The organism is Candidatus Eisenbacteria bacterium (genome assembly GCA_016867495.1).
GTDB lineage: Bacteria > Eisenbacteria > RBG-16-71-46 > CAIMUX01 > VGJL01 > VGJL01.
Window position 1 is genome coordinate 1 of sequence record VGJL01000020.1, and the last position, 17,377, is coordinate 17,377.

15 protein-coding genes and 1 pseudogene are annotated in these 17,377 nt (G+C 66.9%); 5 read left to right on the forward strand and 11 right to left on the reverse strand.

Features of this window, described 5'->3' with window-relative positions; all coding sequences use genetic code 11:
* Nucleotides 1-48: 48 nt before the first annotated feature.
* The 6 genes and pseudogenes from FJY88_04180 to FJY88_04205 form a co-directional block, all read right to left on the reverse strand.
* Nucleotides 49-1,168 (reverse strand): annotated as a pseudogene (locus FJY88_04180) (IS630 family transposase).
* 115 nt (nt 1,169-1,283) lie between these two features.
* Complete coding sequence (locus tag FJY88_04185) at nt 1,284-2,099, reverse strand: sugar phosphate isomerase/epimerase (GenBank protein ID MBM3286533.1); 816 nt, start codon at nt 2,097-2,099, stop codon at nt 1,284-1,286.
* A 98-nt stretch (nt 2,100-2,197) separates the two neighbouring features.
* Complete coding sequence (locus FJY88_04190; protein MBM3286534.1) at nt 2,198-3,178, reverse strand: electron transfer flavoprotein subunit alpha/FixB family protein; 981 nt, start codon at nt 3,176-3,178, stop codon at nt 2,198-2,200.
* A 14-nt stretch (nt 3,179-3,192) separates the two neighbouring features.
* The gene (locus FJY88_04195) at nt 3,193-4,008 is read right to left on the reverse strand and encodes an electron transfer flavoprotein subunit beta/FixA family protein (GenBank protein ID MBM3286535.1); all 816 of its coding nucleotides are present in this window, start codon (nt 4,006-4,008) and stop codon (nt 3,193-3,195) included.
* A gap of 139 nt (nt 4,009-4,147) precedes the next feature.
* Nucleotides 4,148-4,750, reverse strand: a complete 603-nt coding sequence (locus FJY88_04200; GenBank protein ID MBM3286536.1) for a hypothetical protein — start codon at nt 4,748-4,750, stop codon at nt 4,148-4,150.
* A gap of 245 nt (nt 4,751-4,995) precedes the next feature.
* The gene (locus FJY88_04205; GenBank protein MBM3286537.1) at nt 4,996-5,430 is read right to left on the reverse strand and encodes a CoA-binding protein; all 435 of its coding nucleotides are present in this window, start codon (nt 5,428-5,430) and stop codon (nt 4,996-4,998) included.
* Between FJY88_04205 and FJY88_04210 the strand changes: the two genes are divergently transcribed.
* Entirely contained in the window at nt 5,354-6,253 is a 900-nt protein-coding gene (locus FJY88_04210; GenBank protein MBM3286538.1) for a 3'-5' exonuclease, read from the forward strand. The two genes, FJY88_04205 and FJY88_04210, sit on opposite strands and share 77 nt — an antisense overlap.
* Nucleotides 6,052-7,437, forward strand: coding sequence for an alanine racemase (alr, locus tag FJY88_04215; GenBank protein MBM3286539.1), 1,386 nt, complete (start codon nt 6,052-6,054; stop codon nt 7,435-7,437). The genes FJY88_04210 and alr overlap by 202 nt, the downstream gene beginning before the upstream one ends.
* Before the next feature lie 116 nt (nt 7,438-7,553).
* On the opposite strand, the gene metG is transcribed toward alr, so the two are convergent.
* Nucleotides 7,554-7,901: a methionine--tRNA ligase subunit beta gene (gene metG / locus FJY88_04220; protein ID MBM3286540.1), complete on the reverse strand. Its 348-nt coding sequence runs from the start codon at nt 7,899-7,901 to the stop codon at nt 7,554-7,556.
* A complete protein-coding gene (locus FJY88_04225) occupies nt 7,898-8,785 on the reverse strand; it encodes a glycosyltransferase family 2 protein (protein MBM3286541.1) in 888 nt (295 codons plus the stop codon). Before FJY88_04225 ends, metG begins: the two co-directional genes overlap by 4 nt.
* A 157-nt stretch (nt 8,786-8,942) precedes the next feature.
* Between FJY88_04225 and FJY88_04230 the strand changes: the two genes are divergently transcribed.
* The 3 genes from FJY88_04230 (at nt 8,943) to speA (ending at nt 14,087) form a co-directional block, all read left to right on the forward strand.
* The gene (locus tag FJY88_04230; protein ID MBM3286542.1) at nt 8,943-10,880 is read left to right on the forward strand and encodes a hypothetical protein; all 1,938 of its coding nucleotides are present in this window, start codon (nt 8,943-8,945) and stop codon (nt 10,878-10,880) included.
* Between the two features lie 24 nt (nt 10,881-10,904).
* Nucleotides 10,905-11,945 (forward strand): hypothetical protein, encoded by a 1,041-nt coding sequence (locus FJY88_04235; GenBank protein ID MBM3286543.1) that lies wholly within the window; start codon nt 10,905-10,907, stop codon nt 11,943-11,945.
* A 222-nt stretch (nt 11,946-12,167) separates the two neighbouring features.
* Nucleotides 12,168-14,087 carry a biosynthetic arginine decarboxylase gene (speA, locus tag FJY88_04240; protein MBM3286544.1) on the forward strand — a complete coding sequence of 640 codons (1,920 nt, stop codon included), beginning with the start codon at nt 12,168-12,170 and terminating at the stop codon, nt 14,085-14,087.
* Between the two features lie 58 nt (nt 14,088-14,145).
* Here the strand turns inward: speA and FJY88_04245 are convergent, their stop codons facing one another.
* The 3 genes from FJY88_04245 to FJY88_04255 form a co-directional block, all read right to left on the reverse strand.
* Nucleotides 14,146-14,682 carry a DUF4870 domain-containing protein gene (locus FJY88_04245; GenBank protein ID MBM3286545.1) on the reverse strand — a complete coding sequence of 179 codons (537 nt, stop codon included), beginning with the start codon at nt 14,680-14,682 and terminating at the stop codon, nt 14,146-14,148.
* Between the two features lie 517 nt (nt 14,683-15,199).
* Nucleotides 15,200-16,762: a hypothetical protein gene (locus tag FJY88_04250; GenBank protein MBM3286546.1), complete on the reverse strand. Its 1,563-nt coding sequence runs from the start codon at nt 16,760-16,762 to the stop codon at nt 15,200-15,202.
* The gene (locus FJY88_04255) at nt 16,759-17,223 is read right to left on the reverse strand and encodes a hypothetical protein (protein ID MBM3286547.1); all 465 of its coding nucleotides are present in this window, start codon (nt 17,221-17,223) and stop codon (nt 16,759-16,761) included. The genes FJY88_04250 and FJY88_04255 overlap by 4 nt, the downstream gene beginning before the upstream one ends.
* Nucleotides 17,224-17,377 lie beyond the last annotated feature (154 nt).

Sequence of the window (17,377 nt, forward strand, 5' to 3'; positions counted from 1 at the left end):
GGCCTAAGTACTCCAGCCCGAAAGTTCGATGACGTATTCCATACCTCCTCAGGCGACCTTGGTCGCCTCCAGGTCATGGGCGTGGAGGCGCACGAGGAGGCCGGCCAGGTCCTGGCGGGTGAACCTCCACTGGAAGGGGCGAGCCACCTGCTCGTAGTGCTCCTGGAAGCGAAGCAGGCAGTCGCGCAACTTCCTGAGAGAAGCGAAGTCGTTCGGTGTGAGCACCTTGCGCTCTACAACGGAGAAATAGATCTCCACTTGGTTCAACCAGCTGGCATGAATGGGAGTGTGGACGGGGATGAGGGTTGGCCAGCGGCCCCGGAGGCGCCCGTCCGACTTGGCCCCACGATGGGAGGCATTGTCCATGATCCAGAAGACGCGGCTGGCCGATCGGTAGGGCTCCTGCCTCATGACCTGGGCGACCAGCCGCCGGAAGGGAGCGATGCCGGTCTTGTGTTCGCAGCGACCGAAGATCTTGGCTCTGCGAACGTCCCAGGCTGCCAGGTACGCCCAGGCCCCCCTGCGTTCGTACTCGTGCTCGACCCGCATCGGCACGCCGGGTCCCGGGGGGCGAGAGGGGTGAATCCGCCGGCGAGCCTGGATGCTCGTCTTCTCGTCGGTGGAGATCACGAAGTCCCCGGCTCCGAGTGGGCGGCCCTCCCAGAGGCCCGCGTACAGGTCGAGGATACGCCCGGCCTTGGCTTCGAAGTCGGGGTCGCGTGGGAAGATCCAACTCCGATGGCGCCACGGGCGGATGGCATCCTCATCGAGCCAGCGCCACAAGGTCGTCTCGCCGATGGAGGCGACAAGACCGCGGCGCAGGATCTCCCCTTTGAGCTCGGCAATGCTGTAGCGGGACAGGGGAAGCCCGGCGTTGCTTGGAGGTTCGCAGGCCAGGGACTTAACGGCGACGATGACCCCGGGGGGGAAAGCGGGGAGGCCGACCGCCCCGAGGCTGTTCTTCGAGTCCGGCCAGGCGTTGCTCGAAGAAGCGCTTGCGCCACTTCGAGACGACCTGGCGGGGCGTGTCCAGGCGAGTCGCGATCTGCTCGTTGGCCAGGCCTTCGGCGGCATAGAGGACGATCTTGGCTCGGATGACATCTCGATACGATGACGTATATTTCCGGGCTAGTGCTTCCAGTGTTCTTCGCTCCTCCAGCTCGAGCATGATGGGGAATGGGCTTGTTCTAGGCATAGAACCTCCTGGGAGAACCAAGAGGATGCTAGACAACCGGGCCGGTAGAAGCAAGATCTATACGTCATCGTATTTATGGAAACCGGTACTAAGGGGCGGGATCGGGGATCTCGCCGAACTCGAAGCCGATCTGCTTGAGGTGCTCCACGGAGGGGTCCCACTCCTCGTCGTCCACCTCGAGGGCGATCAGGCACGAGAGGTCGGCCGCCTTCAACGCGTCGAAGACCGGCTCGTATCCGACGACCCCGTTGCCGCAGGCTTGATGAAGATCGTCCTGCCCGTCGTTGTCGTGGAAGTGGAGCATCACGATCCTGTCGCTGAACGACTCGATCCACTCCTCGGGCGCCATCCTGGAGAAGCAGGCGGCGTGCCCGAGATCGGCGCAGAAACGAAGCCAAGGGGAGTTGATGGTCGCCAGGATCTCCTTCAACATCTCGCCGTCGGGCTCGTAGGTGTTCTCGATCGCCAGGACGATCTCCTCTTCCTCGGCGGCGCGCACGATTTCCTGGAGACTGTCGATGACGCGGTCCCTCCACTCGACTCGGCGCCTGGGCGGGATGTGGGTGCTGTAGCCGGCGTGCAGGACGGCGACCCGCGCGCGCAGGTCGGCCGCGATCTCGAGCCCGAACTGCAGGGAGTCGCGCGCGTACTCGTGCACCTTGGGGTCGCGGCTTCCGAAGTGCAGATCGACGTAGGGAAGATGGCAGGTCACCGGGATCTCCTCGTCGGTGAGGATCCTCCGGAAGCTCTCGATCTCGCGGAACGGCACGTCGCGATTGAACTCCATGTCGGAGAGCATCAGGTCGAGGCCGAACCCCTGCGCGTGGAGCGGCGGGAGCATCTCCCCCAGCGTAGGCAACGACGCGGCGTTCAGAGTCTTCTGCTTGTGCAGTCGGAATTTCAAAGGACACCCCTCCTCTGGCCACGCGCGTTCGGCGAAACGCCCCTCCCCGCGGGATGGGAAGCCGGTCCGTTGGCGCGATGACGATCCGGGGACATCTGCTAGGAGGACCTCATCTTGCGGATTTCCTCCGTGAGGATGGGAACGATCTCGAAGAGATCGCCGACGATCCCGTAGTCGGCGGTCTTGAATATGGGAGCGTCGGGGTCCTTGTTGATCGCGACGATGCAGCCGCTCGTGCGCATACCCGCCAGGTGCTGGATGGCGCCGCTGATCCCGCAAGCGATGTAGAGCTTGGGCGACACGGTGGTTCCCGTCTGCCCGACCTGATGCTGGTGATCGATCCACCCGGCGTCGACGGCGGCCCGGCTCGCGCCGACGGCCCCGCCCAGGCTGCCGGCGAGATCCTTGATGAGCGCGAAGTTCTCCGGCCCCTTGAGACCCCTTCCTCCGGAGACGATGATCTCGGCCTCCTGGAGGTCGACGGCGTCGCCGACCGACTGCAGAAGGCTCGCGACGCGGGCGCGCAGCGAGAGGGGCTCCTCCTGAGCGGAGAGAGGGACGACCTCGCCCGTCCTCGATGGATCGGGATCGGGCATGGGACAGGCGCCCGGCCGGACAGTGACGGCCCGGGCCCCGTTTCCGCGCGCGCGGAGGGTGGCGAACGCCTTGCCGCCATAGACGGACTTGACGGCGCTCACGGATCCGTCCGAGGCGATCTCCACCGAAAGCGCCTCCGGAATCAGCGGAACGCCGATCCGGGCGGCGAAGCGAGGAGCGAGATCCCGACCCATCGCCGTCGCCTGGAAGAGGACGATGGAGGGGTTGCTCGAGCGGTAGGCCGCCTCCACCAGGGCGGTGTAGCCGGCGGAGTTGTACATGGAGAGGCCGGGATGGTCCGCCGCGTGGACGCGATCGGCTCCCCGAGCGATGAGCGCGGCCGCGCAGTCGCCGAGTCCCGAGCCGATCAGGACCGCGTGGACTTTCCCGTCAGGCGCGAGCCTCCGGGCGAGGCCCAGACACTCGTGGACGCTCCTCTTGAACTTGCCATCCCGCTGCTCAGCGAATACGAGAACGTCCATCCGCCATCCCCTCCCTAGACGAGCTTTCTTTCCTCGCGCAGACCCTTGAGAACCGCGAGGACCGATTCGCGCGCCTCTCCCTTGAAGACCTGCCCCGCCGTGCGCGCCGGAGGAGGAACGAGCTTCGCGATCTCGAGCTGCGATCCCGCCGCGCCGTGAGCGGCCAGATCGATGGCGAGACCGGCGGCGGTCAGCTCCTCGATCGGCTTCTTCTTGGCCTTCATGATCCCCGGGAGGCTCGGGTACCTCGGCTCGTTCAGCCCCTTGTTCGCGGTCAGGACGGCGGGGAGCTCGACCTCGACAAGCTCCGTGGCCCCCTCGATCTCCCGGTGGACCTTGAGATGACGCTCGTCCGTCCAGTCGATCTTCGTCGCGACGGAGACATGAGGGAGTCCGAGGATCTCGGCGACCGCCACGCCCGTCGCGTGGTTCTCGACGTCGATCGAGATCTTCCCGAAGAGGATCAGGTCCGCCCCGAGGGGGCGGATCGCGGAGGCGAGGATCTGGGCCGTGCCGTGGGAGTCGGATCCGGTCAGCGCCTCCTCCTTGAGGATCAGGGCGCTGTCGGCCCCCATCGCGAGGCAGGTCCGCAGGGCCTCTTCCACTTTCCCCGCGCCGAGGGAGAGGACGGTCACGCTTCCACCGAACTTCTCGCGGACCCTCAGGGCTTCCTCGATGGCGTACTCGTCGTACGGGTTGATCACCATCTCGAGGCCCGTCCGGTCGATGGTGCGGCCGTCGGCGGAGACCGCGATACGGGCCTCCGAGCTCGGAACCTGCTTCATACAGACGACGACATGCATCCGCACCTCCCGCGGCAAACGACGCAATCCACCCTCCCCGGCACGGCGTAAAAACGCCGTCCCGGGTCCCCGAGCCGCAACAACACCGTCGGGGCGGGAAAGCTACCAGGCACGCTATCAGACTCCGGGAGGCGGGGGCAAGGGCAAAACCGGCAGGCGGGGCGGTCTAGGGCGAGAGCGCAACCCCCACGATTTCTCTCAGTTGCGCCTCATCCACGACACGCTGCCCCGGACCGGCGGAGATGCGGAAGAGATCAGCCGGCTGCTCGGGGTCCTCGCGGGGGCCCAGGAGACGAATCTCGATCGATTCTTTCGCCCCTTGCGATTCCAGACGAATCCGATCAGGAACCCGGGCCGTCCCCACCCGCCTCGCCCCGAACCGTCTCGCCCGCAGGACGATCTCCCCTTCATGGTTCCTCCAGAGGATCTCGGTGATTCGCGCGCAATCGTTCGAGAGCCGGACCTCGACCCATGAGAGCGGCTCGCCTTCCCCCAACCGCCCCAGCAGCGTCCAGCCGGACGGGGTCCTCTCGAGATGCGGGTCGGCGATCCGCTCGATCAGCGCGACGGGGCAGAGAATCGAGAGAAGCTCTCCGGCTCCCGGGACAGCGAGGCTTCCGTCGAACGCGTCCGCGCCGCCGCTCCAGAAGGCCCCGGCACGAGGCAGACTGACGAAGGCGGAGTCCTCCCGGACCGCCAGGGTGACGATCGGAACGAAGAGGCCCGCCCGCGCCTGGATGCGGATCCTGTCGGGCCAGCTCGCGCGCATCGCACCGCTCAAGCGCGTGGACGACGCGCCGCCTCGATCGACTGAGATCTCCAGATCGGCCCGCAGGCCGCTCGGGCATCCGCTCTGCTCGAGGGATCGGGCGACTCGCCTCCCTCCTTCCCCTCCTGGCTGCAGATCGGGAAGAAGCGGTCCGCGCGGGGCGCAGCCCGCCGCGGCGATGGCGAGGAGAAGCGAGGCGGTGAAGAGGCGGCGCGAGGCGCGCCCGCGGGATCGCGCGCCGGGATTCAGGATTCGTATTCCTGCGGGCGCTTGCCGGCCGCCAGGATCGAACAGGCCTCGATCGGATTCATCCCAAGCTCGCGTATCCGCTCGACCAGCTCGGGGCTCCCGGCGCCCGGGTTCACGAAGATGTCGCGGACGCCCTTCGCGCTCGCGTGATCGATGACGCCCAGCCCTGCTTCCGGCGGCAGATAGAGGCTCATCGTCGAGGCCGTCCCTGGGATGTCGGAAACCGATGCGTAGCAAGGAATCCCCTCGACGACCTTCTCACTGGGGTGGACGGGATAGACCGTCCACCCGAGGTCGCGATAGGCACGGACCGCCTTGTTCGCGAACTTCCCCCTGTTGCTGGAAGCGCCCACGATGATGATGCTCTTCCGCTCGCCGACTGCCCCGGCCATCGATCCCTCCCCGGCGGCGCGCCCCTTGCATCCCGGCATCGATCTCGCGGAGACTTGGCGCTCGAGCCGGGAGATTCCGTCACAGGATATCGGAGCGGCGCGGCCATGTCATCCCCGGGCCAGGGGCCTCGCTGGAGACGCATCTTCAGCCAGCGCGGAGGATGGAGCGAGACGAATGCCGGCGAGTCACGTATGGCGATCGACGCGGACGATCGACGAGGTCCAGGACCTCCTTCTGGGCCAGGCCGCTCTCTTCCGCCCCAGGCGCCCGGGCCTCGACACGCCCTTGGCGAGGATCCCCTTCGCCTTCATCGATGTCGAGACGACCGGCCTCCTCCCCGAGCAGGGGGATCGCGTCGTCGAGATCGCGGCCCTGCGCGTGGAGCCCGGGGGAGAGGAGACTCGCTTTCTGGAGCTGCTCAATCCGGAGCGCGATGTGCCGGAGCAGGCGCGCAGGCTCCACGCGCTGCGCCCTCGCCAGCTGAGTCGCTGCCGGACTTACCCCGCGGCCGCGCCCGCGCTGGAGAGGATCCTCGATGGCGCGGTCTGGGTCGGCCACAACGTCGGCTTCGACATCGGCTTCCTGCGCGCCGAGTCGGCGCGGGCCGGCAGGACCCTTCATCCCGCCTGGGCTCTTGACACGCTCCTTCTCTCCCGGCGATGGCTGAGCCTCCGGCGAAACAGTCTCGACGCGGTCGCGGAGCATCTCGGGATCCGCAAGCGCAGTCCGCACAGGGCCCTCGACGATCTGCTGACCACCAAGGAGGTCCTGACCCTGCTGATCTCCAGGATCGATCCGAGTCCGGAGACCCTCGAGGATCTCCTCAGGGCAATGCTCCCCATGGAAAGAGGCGGCGCATGAGTGACGACCCCAGGAACGGGCTCCTCACATGGATCGAGATCGATGAGCAGGCGCTCGTCGACAACATCGGCGGGTTCCGCAGGCGCCTCGCTCCCGGGGTGCTCCTTCAGGCCGTCGTCAAGAGCAACGCCTACGGACACGGACTCGAGCAGGTCTCCCGCATCGCGGCGCGGTGCGGCGCGGATGGCTTCGGCGTGCACACCGTGGAGGAGGCCGAGGCGCTGGCGTCTCTCGGCCTCGGCCGCCCGATCCTCATCCTGGGGTACATCGCCCGCGCTCATGCGGCGCGCGTCGTCGGATCGGCCGCGGAGGCGACCGTCTACAATCCCGAGACCCTCGAGGCTCTCTCGGCGGCGGCCGCGGCCGCGGGCAAGAAGATCCGGTGCCACCTGAAGATCGAGACGGGGGTCCATAGACAGGGAATCCCGGCGGAGGAGATCGATCCCTTCCTCGATCGGCTGCTGTCCTTGCCCCATCTCATCCCGGCGGGCGTCTCGACCCACTTCGCGAACATCGAGGACACGACCGACCACAGCTATGCCATGAGGCAGCTCGAGGCGTTCCGCGCCGCCGCGGACCGCGTCCGCTCCAGGGCGCCCGGCGCGATGCGCCACTGCGCCTGCTCCGCGGCGGTCCTCACGATGCGCGAGACCTTCTTCGAGATGGTCCGCGTCGGCATCGGGCTCTACGGGCTCTGGCCGTCCAAGGAAACGCTGCTCTCCTGCTTGCTCGAGGACGCGGAACCGGCGCCGCTGAGGCAGGTGATGACCTGGAAGGCCAGGATAGCCCAGATCAAGAGCGCCGCGGCGGGAGCCTACATCGGTTACGGCTGCACCTACCGGGCGACCCGGCCGACCCGGCTCGCGGTCTTGCCGATCGGCTACGCCGACGGCTACGACCGCCGCCTGTCAGGGATCGGCCATCTTCTGATTCGCGGCCGCCGCGCTCCCGTCCTGGGTCGCATCTGCATGAACATCGTGATGGCCGACGTGACCGACATCCCCGAGGCGCGCCTGGAGGACGAGGCGGTCCTGATCGGAAGGCAGGGCGCGGAGGAGATCGCAGTCTCTCAGGTCGCCCAGCAGTGCAACACCATCGCCTACGAGATCGTCGCCCGGATCGCGCCCCAGATCCCGCGGCTCGTGGTCGGCCGGCGGCCCGCAGCGACCGAAGACGACGGCTAGACGCATTTGGCTGGATCTGAGAAGCGAGCAGGCGCGCCGCGAGGCCCGGCGCCCCCCGAACCTAGCCGGGTCGAGCGGATGCGCCAGGCGAGCGTCTCGGATGCAGCCAAACCGCTCTAGGAGACAGGCGAGCCGGGCGGTATCTCCGACGCCGGAGCGAGAACCACCACCCGATCCCCGCCGCTCGCGGCCAGCAGCATCCCGTGGGACCATTCCCCCCGCAGCTTGACCGGTTTCAGGTTCGCGACCACGACGATGCTCTTTCCGAGGAGATCCTCGCTCCGGTAGTAGGGAGCGATCCCGGCGACGATCTGCCGTTCCTCTCCCCCGATGTCGATCGCCATCTTGAGCAGCTTGTCGGCGTTCGGGTGGGGTTCGACGCGCAGGATCCTCGCGGTCCGCAGGTCGAGCTTCGCGAAGTCCTCGATCGTGATCTCCGGCTTGGGCGACTGGGGCTGGCTCATTGTTCCTCCCTCGTGTCGATCCTCTTTCTCTTGCCGTCCTCGCGCTCGAGGAGGCGCGCGTACTTCATCCCGACATAGAGCGAGTCCATCAGGGCAAGAACGAGTCCCGCCTTCCCGTCCAGGAATCCAGCGCGAAGAAGGTAGCCCTTGACGAATCGGATCGGAGGCCGCAGGAGGAGATCGAGAACGCCCGCCCGCGCCCCCCGCGCCGCGGCCTGGACGGCCCAGAGACGCGAGAGGTTCTCGATCTTCCGGATGTGATGACCGAGATCCCGGTAGCTCCAGTGCTCCAGATAGCCGTCGAGCCGACCCACCGGGCCCTCCACGGCCATCGACTCGTGGACCTCGCGGTCGGGGAAGCTCCCCTTCTCGCGCCGGAAGAGGCGAAGGACCCGATCGTGTCCCCAGTTCCCATGGCGGATCGTCCTTCCGAGATAGTGGTTCCTCCGACGGACCTCGAAGCCGGCAAACGGACCGGGGTCGTGGAGCCGGCTCCGGATCGCGTCCGCCAGCGCCGGAGTCGCCTCCTCGTCCGCGTCGATCCAGAAGACCCAGGGGTGGCGGGTGGCCGCTATGGCGAAGCGCTTCGCGCCGACGAACCCTTCCCAGGGCCGGACGATCACATCCGTCGCCAACGGTCTGGCCATCTCGGCCGTCCGATCGGTTGTCGCGGCGTCCACGACCACGAGCCTCTCATCCGCCCAGGAGATCGATCGGAGACAGCGGACAATCCCGTCCTCCTCGTCCCGAGCGATCACGAAGGCGCTGATCCTCGCTTCAGGCTCGCTCATCCGATCGAATCCCCCCGCCGGCAGCCGCGCCGGCCGACGCCGGCCGACGCCGGTCTCGCACGAGCCGAGCGCCCGCCCGCGCCCGCGCGTCAAGGCGGTCTCCGCTCGTCGCTCGACCCCGGTCAGGCTACCCTAGGGCTTCCGTCGCCTCAAGCCGTCCGGGGATTCCCGGTGGACTTGCCGCGCGCGGGGCACCTAATGTTCTGCCCGTCGGAACCTCGTCGCGATGAAAGGGTGGTAGCGGAAGTAGATGAGCCATAGCGGTCGAATCGGGCTTCTCGCCCTCATTCTCCTCAGCCTCCACGGCGCGGCCGGGGGGACCCCCAAGCACAGAGAAACTCTCCTGCTCGCGCCTCTGGGGCGGGGGATCGGGGCGGGCGACACCGTGCTCGTCCAGACCCGCTGGGACTCCGCGGGATATCAGGTGACCGCGAACTTCGCCCCGCTCGACGGAGCGGGGGGCGGCCCCGTCATGGCGAGCGACCTTTCGAATGGGTACTACAGGATCAGCTACGTGACGGGCTCGATGGCCGGCCTCAGCGACAGCCCGGGAGTCGTGATCCCGGTCAATGCGATGAGCCGGTTCGACTCCTCTGCGGCGACCTATCTTCGCTTCACCGTCTGCCGGAACGCGTCGACCCCGCGCCCGGAGCATCTGCGGAGCTTCCTGCGCGACGGCGGACGGAGGATCTACGCGGGCGACTCCCTCATCGTGCGGACCATCTGGCAGGCCGCGGGGGTTCGCAGCCTCCGAGTGGCCGCCGACTTGAGGAGCCTCGTCCCGCGGTTCCAGGAGTCGGCCTTGACCGTCCGCGAGATAGGCGCCGATGGGGCGGGGGCCGACACCTTCGAGATCGCCTACGACCTTCCTGGGAAGAGCGACCTCGTGCCGGAGGCCAACGGAATCCCTCTCACGATCATTGGACGAGATTCGCTCTGCAGCGACGTGAGGTTCTCGGAGCTCCTGATCGATCTCAGGACCTCGGGCCCGCCGGCGCCGGTCTCCCAGCGGATCCTCTTTCCGATCGATCGGGGGGTGCGCGATCTCGACACCCTCAGGATCGAGAGCCGCTGGGATTCCGCCGGCTACTTCGTGCGGGCCGACTTCACCGAGCTCGACGGGGGGACTGGAGGGCTCGCCTCGGCGCTCGACGAGGGAGGCGGCCTCTACACGATCCGCTACAGGATAGGAACGATCGCCGGACTGCCCGATAGCGCGGTGGCGATACCGATCACCGCCGTCAACCCCCTCGGGGACTCCTTCACCGACCATTCGCTGCGCGCCTGCAGGAACCAGACGACTCCCCCGCCCGTCCACCTGAACAGCGCGCTCAAGAACAACCGGACCCGCTACAGCAAGAACGACACGCTTGTCGTATACACCCGGTGGTCGAGTCCGGCGGGAATCGACTTCAGCATCGAGGCTGACTACCGCGCCATCTTCCCGGCCTTCGAGCCGTCGAAGGCCGAGGTCCGGGAGATCTCGCCGGACAGCTTCGAGGTCTCCTACATCCTTCCCGTCGTGGGGCTCGCTCCCGACACCGTGGGCATCCCCGTCGTCATCCGCGCCCGCGACGCCCGTTGCAGCGTCGTCGCCGACAGCACGCTGCGCATCGAGCTGGACACGACTCCCCCGCGACAGCCGCCCGTCCTCGATCCCCTCCCCTCCGAAACGACGGAGACCACGATCACGGTCTCGGGGACCGCGCAGGATGCAGCCTGGGTCTCGGTGTCGGTGAACGGCGCGCCGCAGGGGCCGTTCGCCGTCGACCCCTCGACGTGGAGATTCTCGACGCCCATCGACCTCGCCTCCGGCCTGAACTCGCTCATCTCTTGGCCGGAGGACGAGCTGGGCAACCTGGGGCCGCGAACTCTGGAGAAGAAGATCCTTGTGGTCGCGGGGAGATCGATCAACTACCCGACGCCGTTTCGGCCGGGCGACGAGTTCATCGTCTCCGACGCTGCCGGAGTGCGCGAGGCTTCGGTCCATCTCTACAACCTCGAGGGGACCCGAGTCGCGGATCTCAAGCGAACGGGGAATTCCCTCGAGATGCGCCTCCGGTGGGAAGGACGGGATCGTGAGGGCGATCTCGCGCAGCCGGGCTACTATCTTCTCAAGATCAGGAGCGTCGGATACGACGGCAGGGCGAGGGAGCAGGTACTGCCGATGCTCTTCATGAACGACTGAGGAGAAGCGGACGAGGGAACCTAGATGAGAGGACGCGTTCGGCAGGAGAGATCGTCTCGCGCCGCGGGCGGACCCCGCGGCGACGGGGGGCGGACCGCGAACGCGCGGATGCGGCGGCGGTGGGCCGGCGGCCTGGGCCCCGGCCTCGCGCTCCTCGTGTCGCTCCTCCTGATGCCCGCCCGCGAGGCGCGGGCGGAGATGGCGGGGGCGTTCCCCCACATCGAGCCATGGCCGTCCTCTCTCGCTCTCGGAGGGACGACCGACGCCCTCGGCGAGGGAGTCGAGGCTGTCCTCGGCAATCCGACAGGGATGCTTGAGGGCCCGAGGCGCGCGTTCGCCTTCTCCCACGCCTCCCTCTTCTCCGGCGGCCTGGTCCGGCACCAGGCGGCCGCAGTCCGCTGGCTCAAACGGGAGACGAATCCTGTCTGGGAGCAGGGCCGGGTGACGCGCACGCCGGGTAAGGGACGCCTGGCGGTCGGTCTGGGGATCACGAACCTCGCGGGGGAGCTTCCGGGCTCGGACACCTACGGCGAGTTGCAGATCGCCCTCTGCCTCGCGCGCAGGGTCCTCCTTGGTCTCCAGAGCGGCTTCCGCTTGAGAATCCTGCAGGCGCGAAGCAGCGTCGACGGCGCCGGGGGCGGGGGTTTGGCCTTCGACTTCGGCCTGGAGCGGGCCATCGGGAGAGCGCGAGCGGGGATGGTCGCCCGCTCGGTCGTCTCCGATCTGGACTGGGACCGATCGGTCGACGGACCCCTTCCCCGCGGCTACGACCTCGGCCTCCAGTACGACCTCCGCCTTGGAGGGACGATTCTTGCAGGGGCCTCGCTGCACGAAGGCGGCGCGGTGCGGAGATGCGCAGTCGCGACCTCTTGGCGCGTTCCGGGCGCGCCTCTCGTCCTGCGGGCGGGGCCGGCCTGGAGCGATCCGGGCGGGGAGTCCCGAGGGGAGCTGTCGAGCGGAATCAGCCTGCAGGTCGGCGGCCTATCGGCCGACTACGGCATGAGGACCGGGCCGCCGGGCTTGGGCGAGATCCACCGTTTCGCCCTTGTGGCATCGCTGCCCTAGGCTGCGCTCGCCGCGGGCGGGGTTCGCGGCGGGCGCCCGGCGAGGCGCCCCGAGACGCCGGCGAAGCCCGGCCGGGCCGCCGTCGGGACAGAGCGAGTTGCGATCTCATGCAGGCGGTGGTATCGTTCCGGTCCTCTCGGATCGCGTGACGGGGCGTCCGTCCCGTTCGACCTTCGGCTGATCACGGCGAGGAACTTGCCTCGATCGGGAGCGAGACGCTTGATGGACAACACATTTCGGGTCTCCATCCCCGTTCTCTATGGAATCGAGAACTGGGGAAACGGCTACTTCGATGTCAACGCGTCGGGCCACCTCATGGTGAAGCCCTTCCGGTCCGGCCCGGGAGTCGATCTCCACCAGGTTGTAGAAGAACTCGCGAAGCGGCGCTGCCCCGTGCCGGTCCTGCTGCGCTTCCCACAGATCCTCGAGACGCAGGTCCGCAGCCTGCACCAGGCCTTCCAGAGCGCGATCACCGAGTTCCAGTACGGCGCCTCCTACAAGGGCGTCTTCCCGATGAAGGTCAACCACCGCCGCGACGTTCTCGAGGAGCTCCTGCGCGTCGGCAGCCGCTATGACTTCGGCCTCGAGGCCGGGTCGAAGGCCGAGCTCTACATCGGGCTCTCGATCCCCCAGCCCGAGGAGAGCTTCCTCATCTGCAACGGATTCAAGGACGAGGCGTTCATCGAGATGGCCTTCTGGGGGCTGCGGAGCGGAAAGAAGATCGTCATCGTCATCGAGCAGGTCCGGGAGATCGGGAGCGTTCTCAAGATGATCGAGCAGACGGGGCTGCGCCCCATCCTCGGCCTTCGCGGGAGGCTCTACTCGCGAGGAAGCGGGAAGTGGGAAGAGTCGGGCGGCGAGACGTCGAAGTTCGGCCTTTCGACCGTCGAGATGATCGACTGCGTGCGCACCCTGAGGGAGCGGGGCCTCGACGGATGCCTCAAGATGCTCCACTTCCACATCGGCAGCCAGATCACGGACATCCGGAAGATCAAGGCGGCAGTCAAGGAGGCGAGCCGCGTCTACGCGAAGATCCGCAAGATGAAAGTCGTGGTCGAGTACCTGAATGTCGGCGGGGGGCTCGGAATCGACTACGACGGATCGAAGACCCCGTCCGACAGCAGCGCCAACTACACCATGCAGGAGTTCGCCAACGATGTCGTCTACACGATCCGCGAGGTCTGCGACGCGGAAGACGTTCCCGTCCCTACCATCGTCTCCGAGAGCGGACGGGCCCTCACCGTCTACCACTCGATGCTGATCACGACCTGCGAGAACCGCTCCGATCCCGAGGCGGCCGGCCGGCTCGGGATGCTCCAGCTCGAGACGGACAACCAGGTTCTCACCGAGCTCCACGAAATCGCGCGCGACATCAGCGTGAAGAACTTCCGCGAGTACTACCACGACGCGATCCAGCAGCGGGAGGAGCTGTTCACGCTCTTCGACCTGGGCTACCTGAGCCTGGAGGAGCGCGGCCGGGGCGAGGCGCTCTTCGACGAGATCTGCTCGCGCGCCCTCCGGTTCGCGAAGCAAGCGAACTACGTGAGCGACGAGTTCGAGATCCTCGAGAAGAACCTCAGAAAGAAGTACGTCGCCAACTTCTCGGTCTTCCAGTCGGTCCCCGACTCGTGGACGATCGACCAGCTCTTTCCGATCCTGCCGATCCATCGTCTCAACGAGTTCCCCGGCGAGACGGGGATCCTCGTCGATCTGACGTGCGACTCCGACGGCAAGATTGACCACTTCGTGGATGTGAAGGACATCAAGGAGATCCTGGAGCTGCACACCACGGAGAACGGCAACCCCTACTACATCGCCGTGGCGCTCCTGGGGGCCTACCAGGACGTCATGGGCGACTTCCACAACCTCTTCGGCACCGTGAACGAGGCGCAGGTCGTCGTCGATGAGGCGGGGAGGCATCACATCCGGAAGATCGTCAAGGGAAACTCGATTGACGAGATGGCGAGAATCGCCGGTTTCGAGCCTGGCGAGCTGTGGCAGGAGTTCTCCTCGCGCATCGATGCCGCAGTCAAGGCGGGGCGGCTGAGCGAGGCGGATGGCAACGACCTCGTCGAGGCGTACAAGGGGCGTGGGCGCGACACGACCTACCTGAACCCATCCACCGACACGAAGCAGACCTGATCGCGCCCTCGAGCCTCAGGACTCCGTCCGGGTCAGGGGATCCGGCTCCAAGGCGGTCTCACAGCGACTGCCTCTCGACCCAGGAGCCGATGCGCGGGAGCCTGTACCAGCGCCCCCTCCAGGCTTGCCACATCAAGAAGATCCAGAGAAGGAAGAGGAAGATCTGGTAGACGCGCAGGAGCATGCCGTACAGAAAGCCCATCAGCGGAAAGAAGGAGAAGAGCCAGAGAACGCCGCCGAGAATCAGGGCGACGATGCTGATCGCGATCGATTGAAGGGCGTGGAACCGGACGTAGCGATCCTCCTGGCGGAGCAGGAGGAGCACGATTCCCGAGAAACCCGCCAGCGCATACGAGAGCGCCGCATGAAGCCGGGAGTCGTGAGCGGGTGGCTCGCCCATCGCGCGGCCGCGCTCGCCGGCCGGCATCCCGCGATCGCCTTCCGAGATTCCGCGACCGCCCGCCGCATTCCCGCGATCGCCCGCGTCATGAGCCCCCACAGGCACGCCCTCCCCTCGGACTCCGGGTAACGTAGCACGGGGGCCGGCCGGCCGCACGACATGGCGCCCGGCCCGGACTTGCGGGCCCGCATCCATCGGCGGGCGCGGAAGGCAAAAGAGAAGGCCGCTTGCCCCAGGTTCGGTCTCCGGAACCCACCTAGCCACGGAGTGGGTCAGCAGCGAATTCCGGCGACCGAAGCATCTGCAGGTTCGCAGCCTGAATCGGGGATCGGGTTGGGCCCGCCGGCTGCGGAAGCAACCTTAGGTTCCGGCATTCGCCGGCATCCAGATTGCGCTTCTGCCGGGGTTGGGAAACAGCCCGCATCCGGCGGACCTCCCGATCTACATCTCTTGAGGTATGCAGGGGACATGCCACAATCCACAGATGATGCAGTGATCATGCAATGCATTGTCGAGCAATGAATTAGAAGCGGACTTTCACGGGAGGGTCGGCGCGCGCAGAGCGCCTGGCGGGGATCGATGGGAGCGCGATCGTCGATCGCGCCCCCGAGAGATCGGCAGCAATCGTCTAACTTACTGTTTTACAATGTGTTGATGGTGGCACCAGCGGTGCCACCGAGATGGCTCTTGAGGTTACGCTCCGGAGCATTCGCTAGAGCTTGAGAGTGGCGCTCAAGCGCAGTCGCGCGTTGCGCCTGCTGACATCCACGTAAGACCAATTCGGGTTCAGGAACGGGTGCTCCGGGGTGTCGTAGTGGAACTTGTGGAGGTCGTAGTCGACGATCTCATACGAGAGGTCGTAGCGAACCGATCCCGTCTCCACGCCGAATCCCATCGTCACGCCACTGCTCTGGATCTCTTCCCCCTTCCACTTCCGGGCCATGAAGCTGTTGCTGTCCGGGAGGTCGGTCATCGACAGGGCCCCCGCCTGGTAGCCGAATCGCAGCGGGATGTCGATCTTCCCGATCCTCAGATAGCGCCACTCCGCTCCGAAATGGACGCTCGTGACATCGTTCAGCGGCAGGGACGGATCCGGGGCGGGTTCTTCGGTGCAGTAGGGCGCACCCTCGAAGCATGGATAACCGCCCGGACCCCGCAGAGCCTTGACCGCGGTCCGATACCGGGCCTCCGCCTCGGACCAGTTCTGCTGATCGAGCCCGAAGGCCAGGGTGATCGATGAGAGAGACCCGAGGAACCCATGAGAGGACAGGGGCGCGTAGGCGAGGGGCCGCACGGAGCCGCCGACCGAGAGGAGCGGCGGCACATCGAGATCGTACCCCGCGATCGAAACGTCGAGGAGATCAAACTCCTCCCCCCCGCTCTGGCTTGGGAACCGGGAGCTGTAGCTTCCCCCGGTCACTTCGAGCGTGTAGCCCGGCGTGTACCGCAGGCCGACGCTGAAGAGGTCCTCCTTCCTGAGTTGAAGGCCGAGATCGACCGAACGGCCGGCATACCGGAACTTCACGTTCGAGTGGCCCACGATGGCGGCCTGCCCCCCGGCGCTCAGCAGGTTCTTCCTCGTCCGCAGGCGCCCGTCGAGGATGTTCAGGTTCGCTCCGACGGACAGGACGCCCGGGATCGCCTCGACGGCGATTGTGGCCGCTCCGGCGTCGATGCCCCCCTTCTCCTGCCCGTCATAGGCGAAGGTGACGGGGAATCCGCCTTCGAGCGAGACGAGCGTGGAGACCGTTTCCTCAGGATAGGCGACAGTCATGTACCGCCGAAAGCTCACGCCGCCCGCGAGATTGCGCCCGCCGATACTGGCCAGCGGCATGCCCGCGCCCAGGATGCCCGAGCGAACCTGGGACTTCAGCCGCACGTCGTAGCTCGTGATGCGAAGCGTGGCGATCTCGGGAATGACCAACTCGTCGAGGGAGCTGGACGACGTGCTCGAGGAGCTGAGCCAAGTGAGATCGGCGGCCAACTCGGGACGCTCCGCCCATCCCATGGCTGCCGGATTCCATGCGATCCCCTCAATGCCCGACGCGAGGCTGACATAGGCTCCCCCCATCGCCCAGCCGTGCGCGCCCGCCCTGATGCCAAGCATGTCGAAGGGCCGATAGACGCTGCTGGGCTCGAGCACTGTGAGGCTGTCGAGGCTGATGGGGCCGAGGTCGCCTGTACCCTGGGCAGACGCAGTAGGCGCTGGCGAAAAGGCAGTCGCCGCGAAAAGGAAGAGCGAGGCGGGGAGGAGAAAACGAGCAAGGCGCCTCATGACCGATCTCCCAGCAAGGTGGCGAGGACCGCCACGCCGTAGGTCAGGAAGCTCCCGTACTGCGCGGTCCGGCCGATGTCCATCTTGATTTGCTCCATCCGGGTGATCTCGCTCCGCAGGAGCGTCTTCTCGGGGAACTGCTCCGCGACCGAAAGCCTCAGATCCGCGGCGCGGGCCGCTTGCATCGCCGCGCCCGAGGCGTCCCGGACCTTCACGAGATCCCTCAGCACGATCCGATCCTCGGTGACGTCCTTGACCTTCGCGCTCCAGATGATTCCCGGCTCCCGCAGCTCGACCTTCCTGCCGGGAGCGATCCTCCCCTCGATCTGCTCCCCGCCACGAAACGCGAGCATGACGGTCTGCGTCGCCTCGAACGCCGTGTCCTGGGCCGGGATCCGCTTGGCGCAGCCGGCAGCGGCCAGGCAGCCGACCATGGCCACGAGCCATGACAATCTTCTCATGTCGCCTCTCCGAGTTCTTTCGTCTGATGGGATCCGGGGTACTGGAAGAGAGCAAAGACCTTGCGCAACCCCACGTCCACGCCTCCTGCCCAACGCCCCGGCCTCACCCCCCGGCGGGATCGGTTTACCGGTGCTCCAAGGCTCGGACTCTACG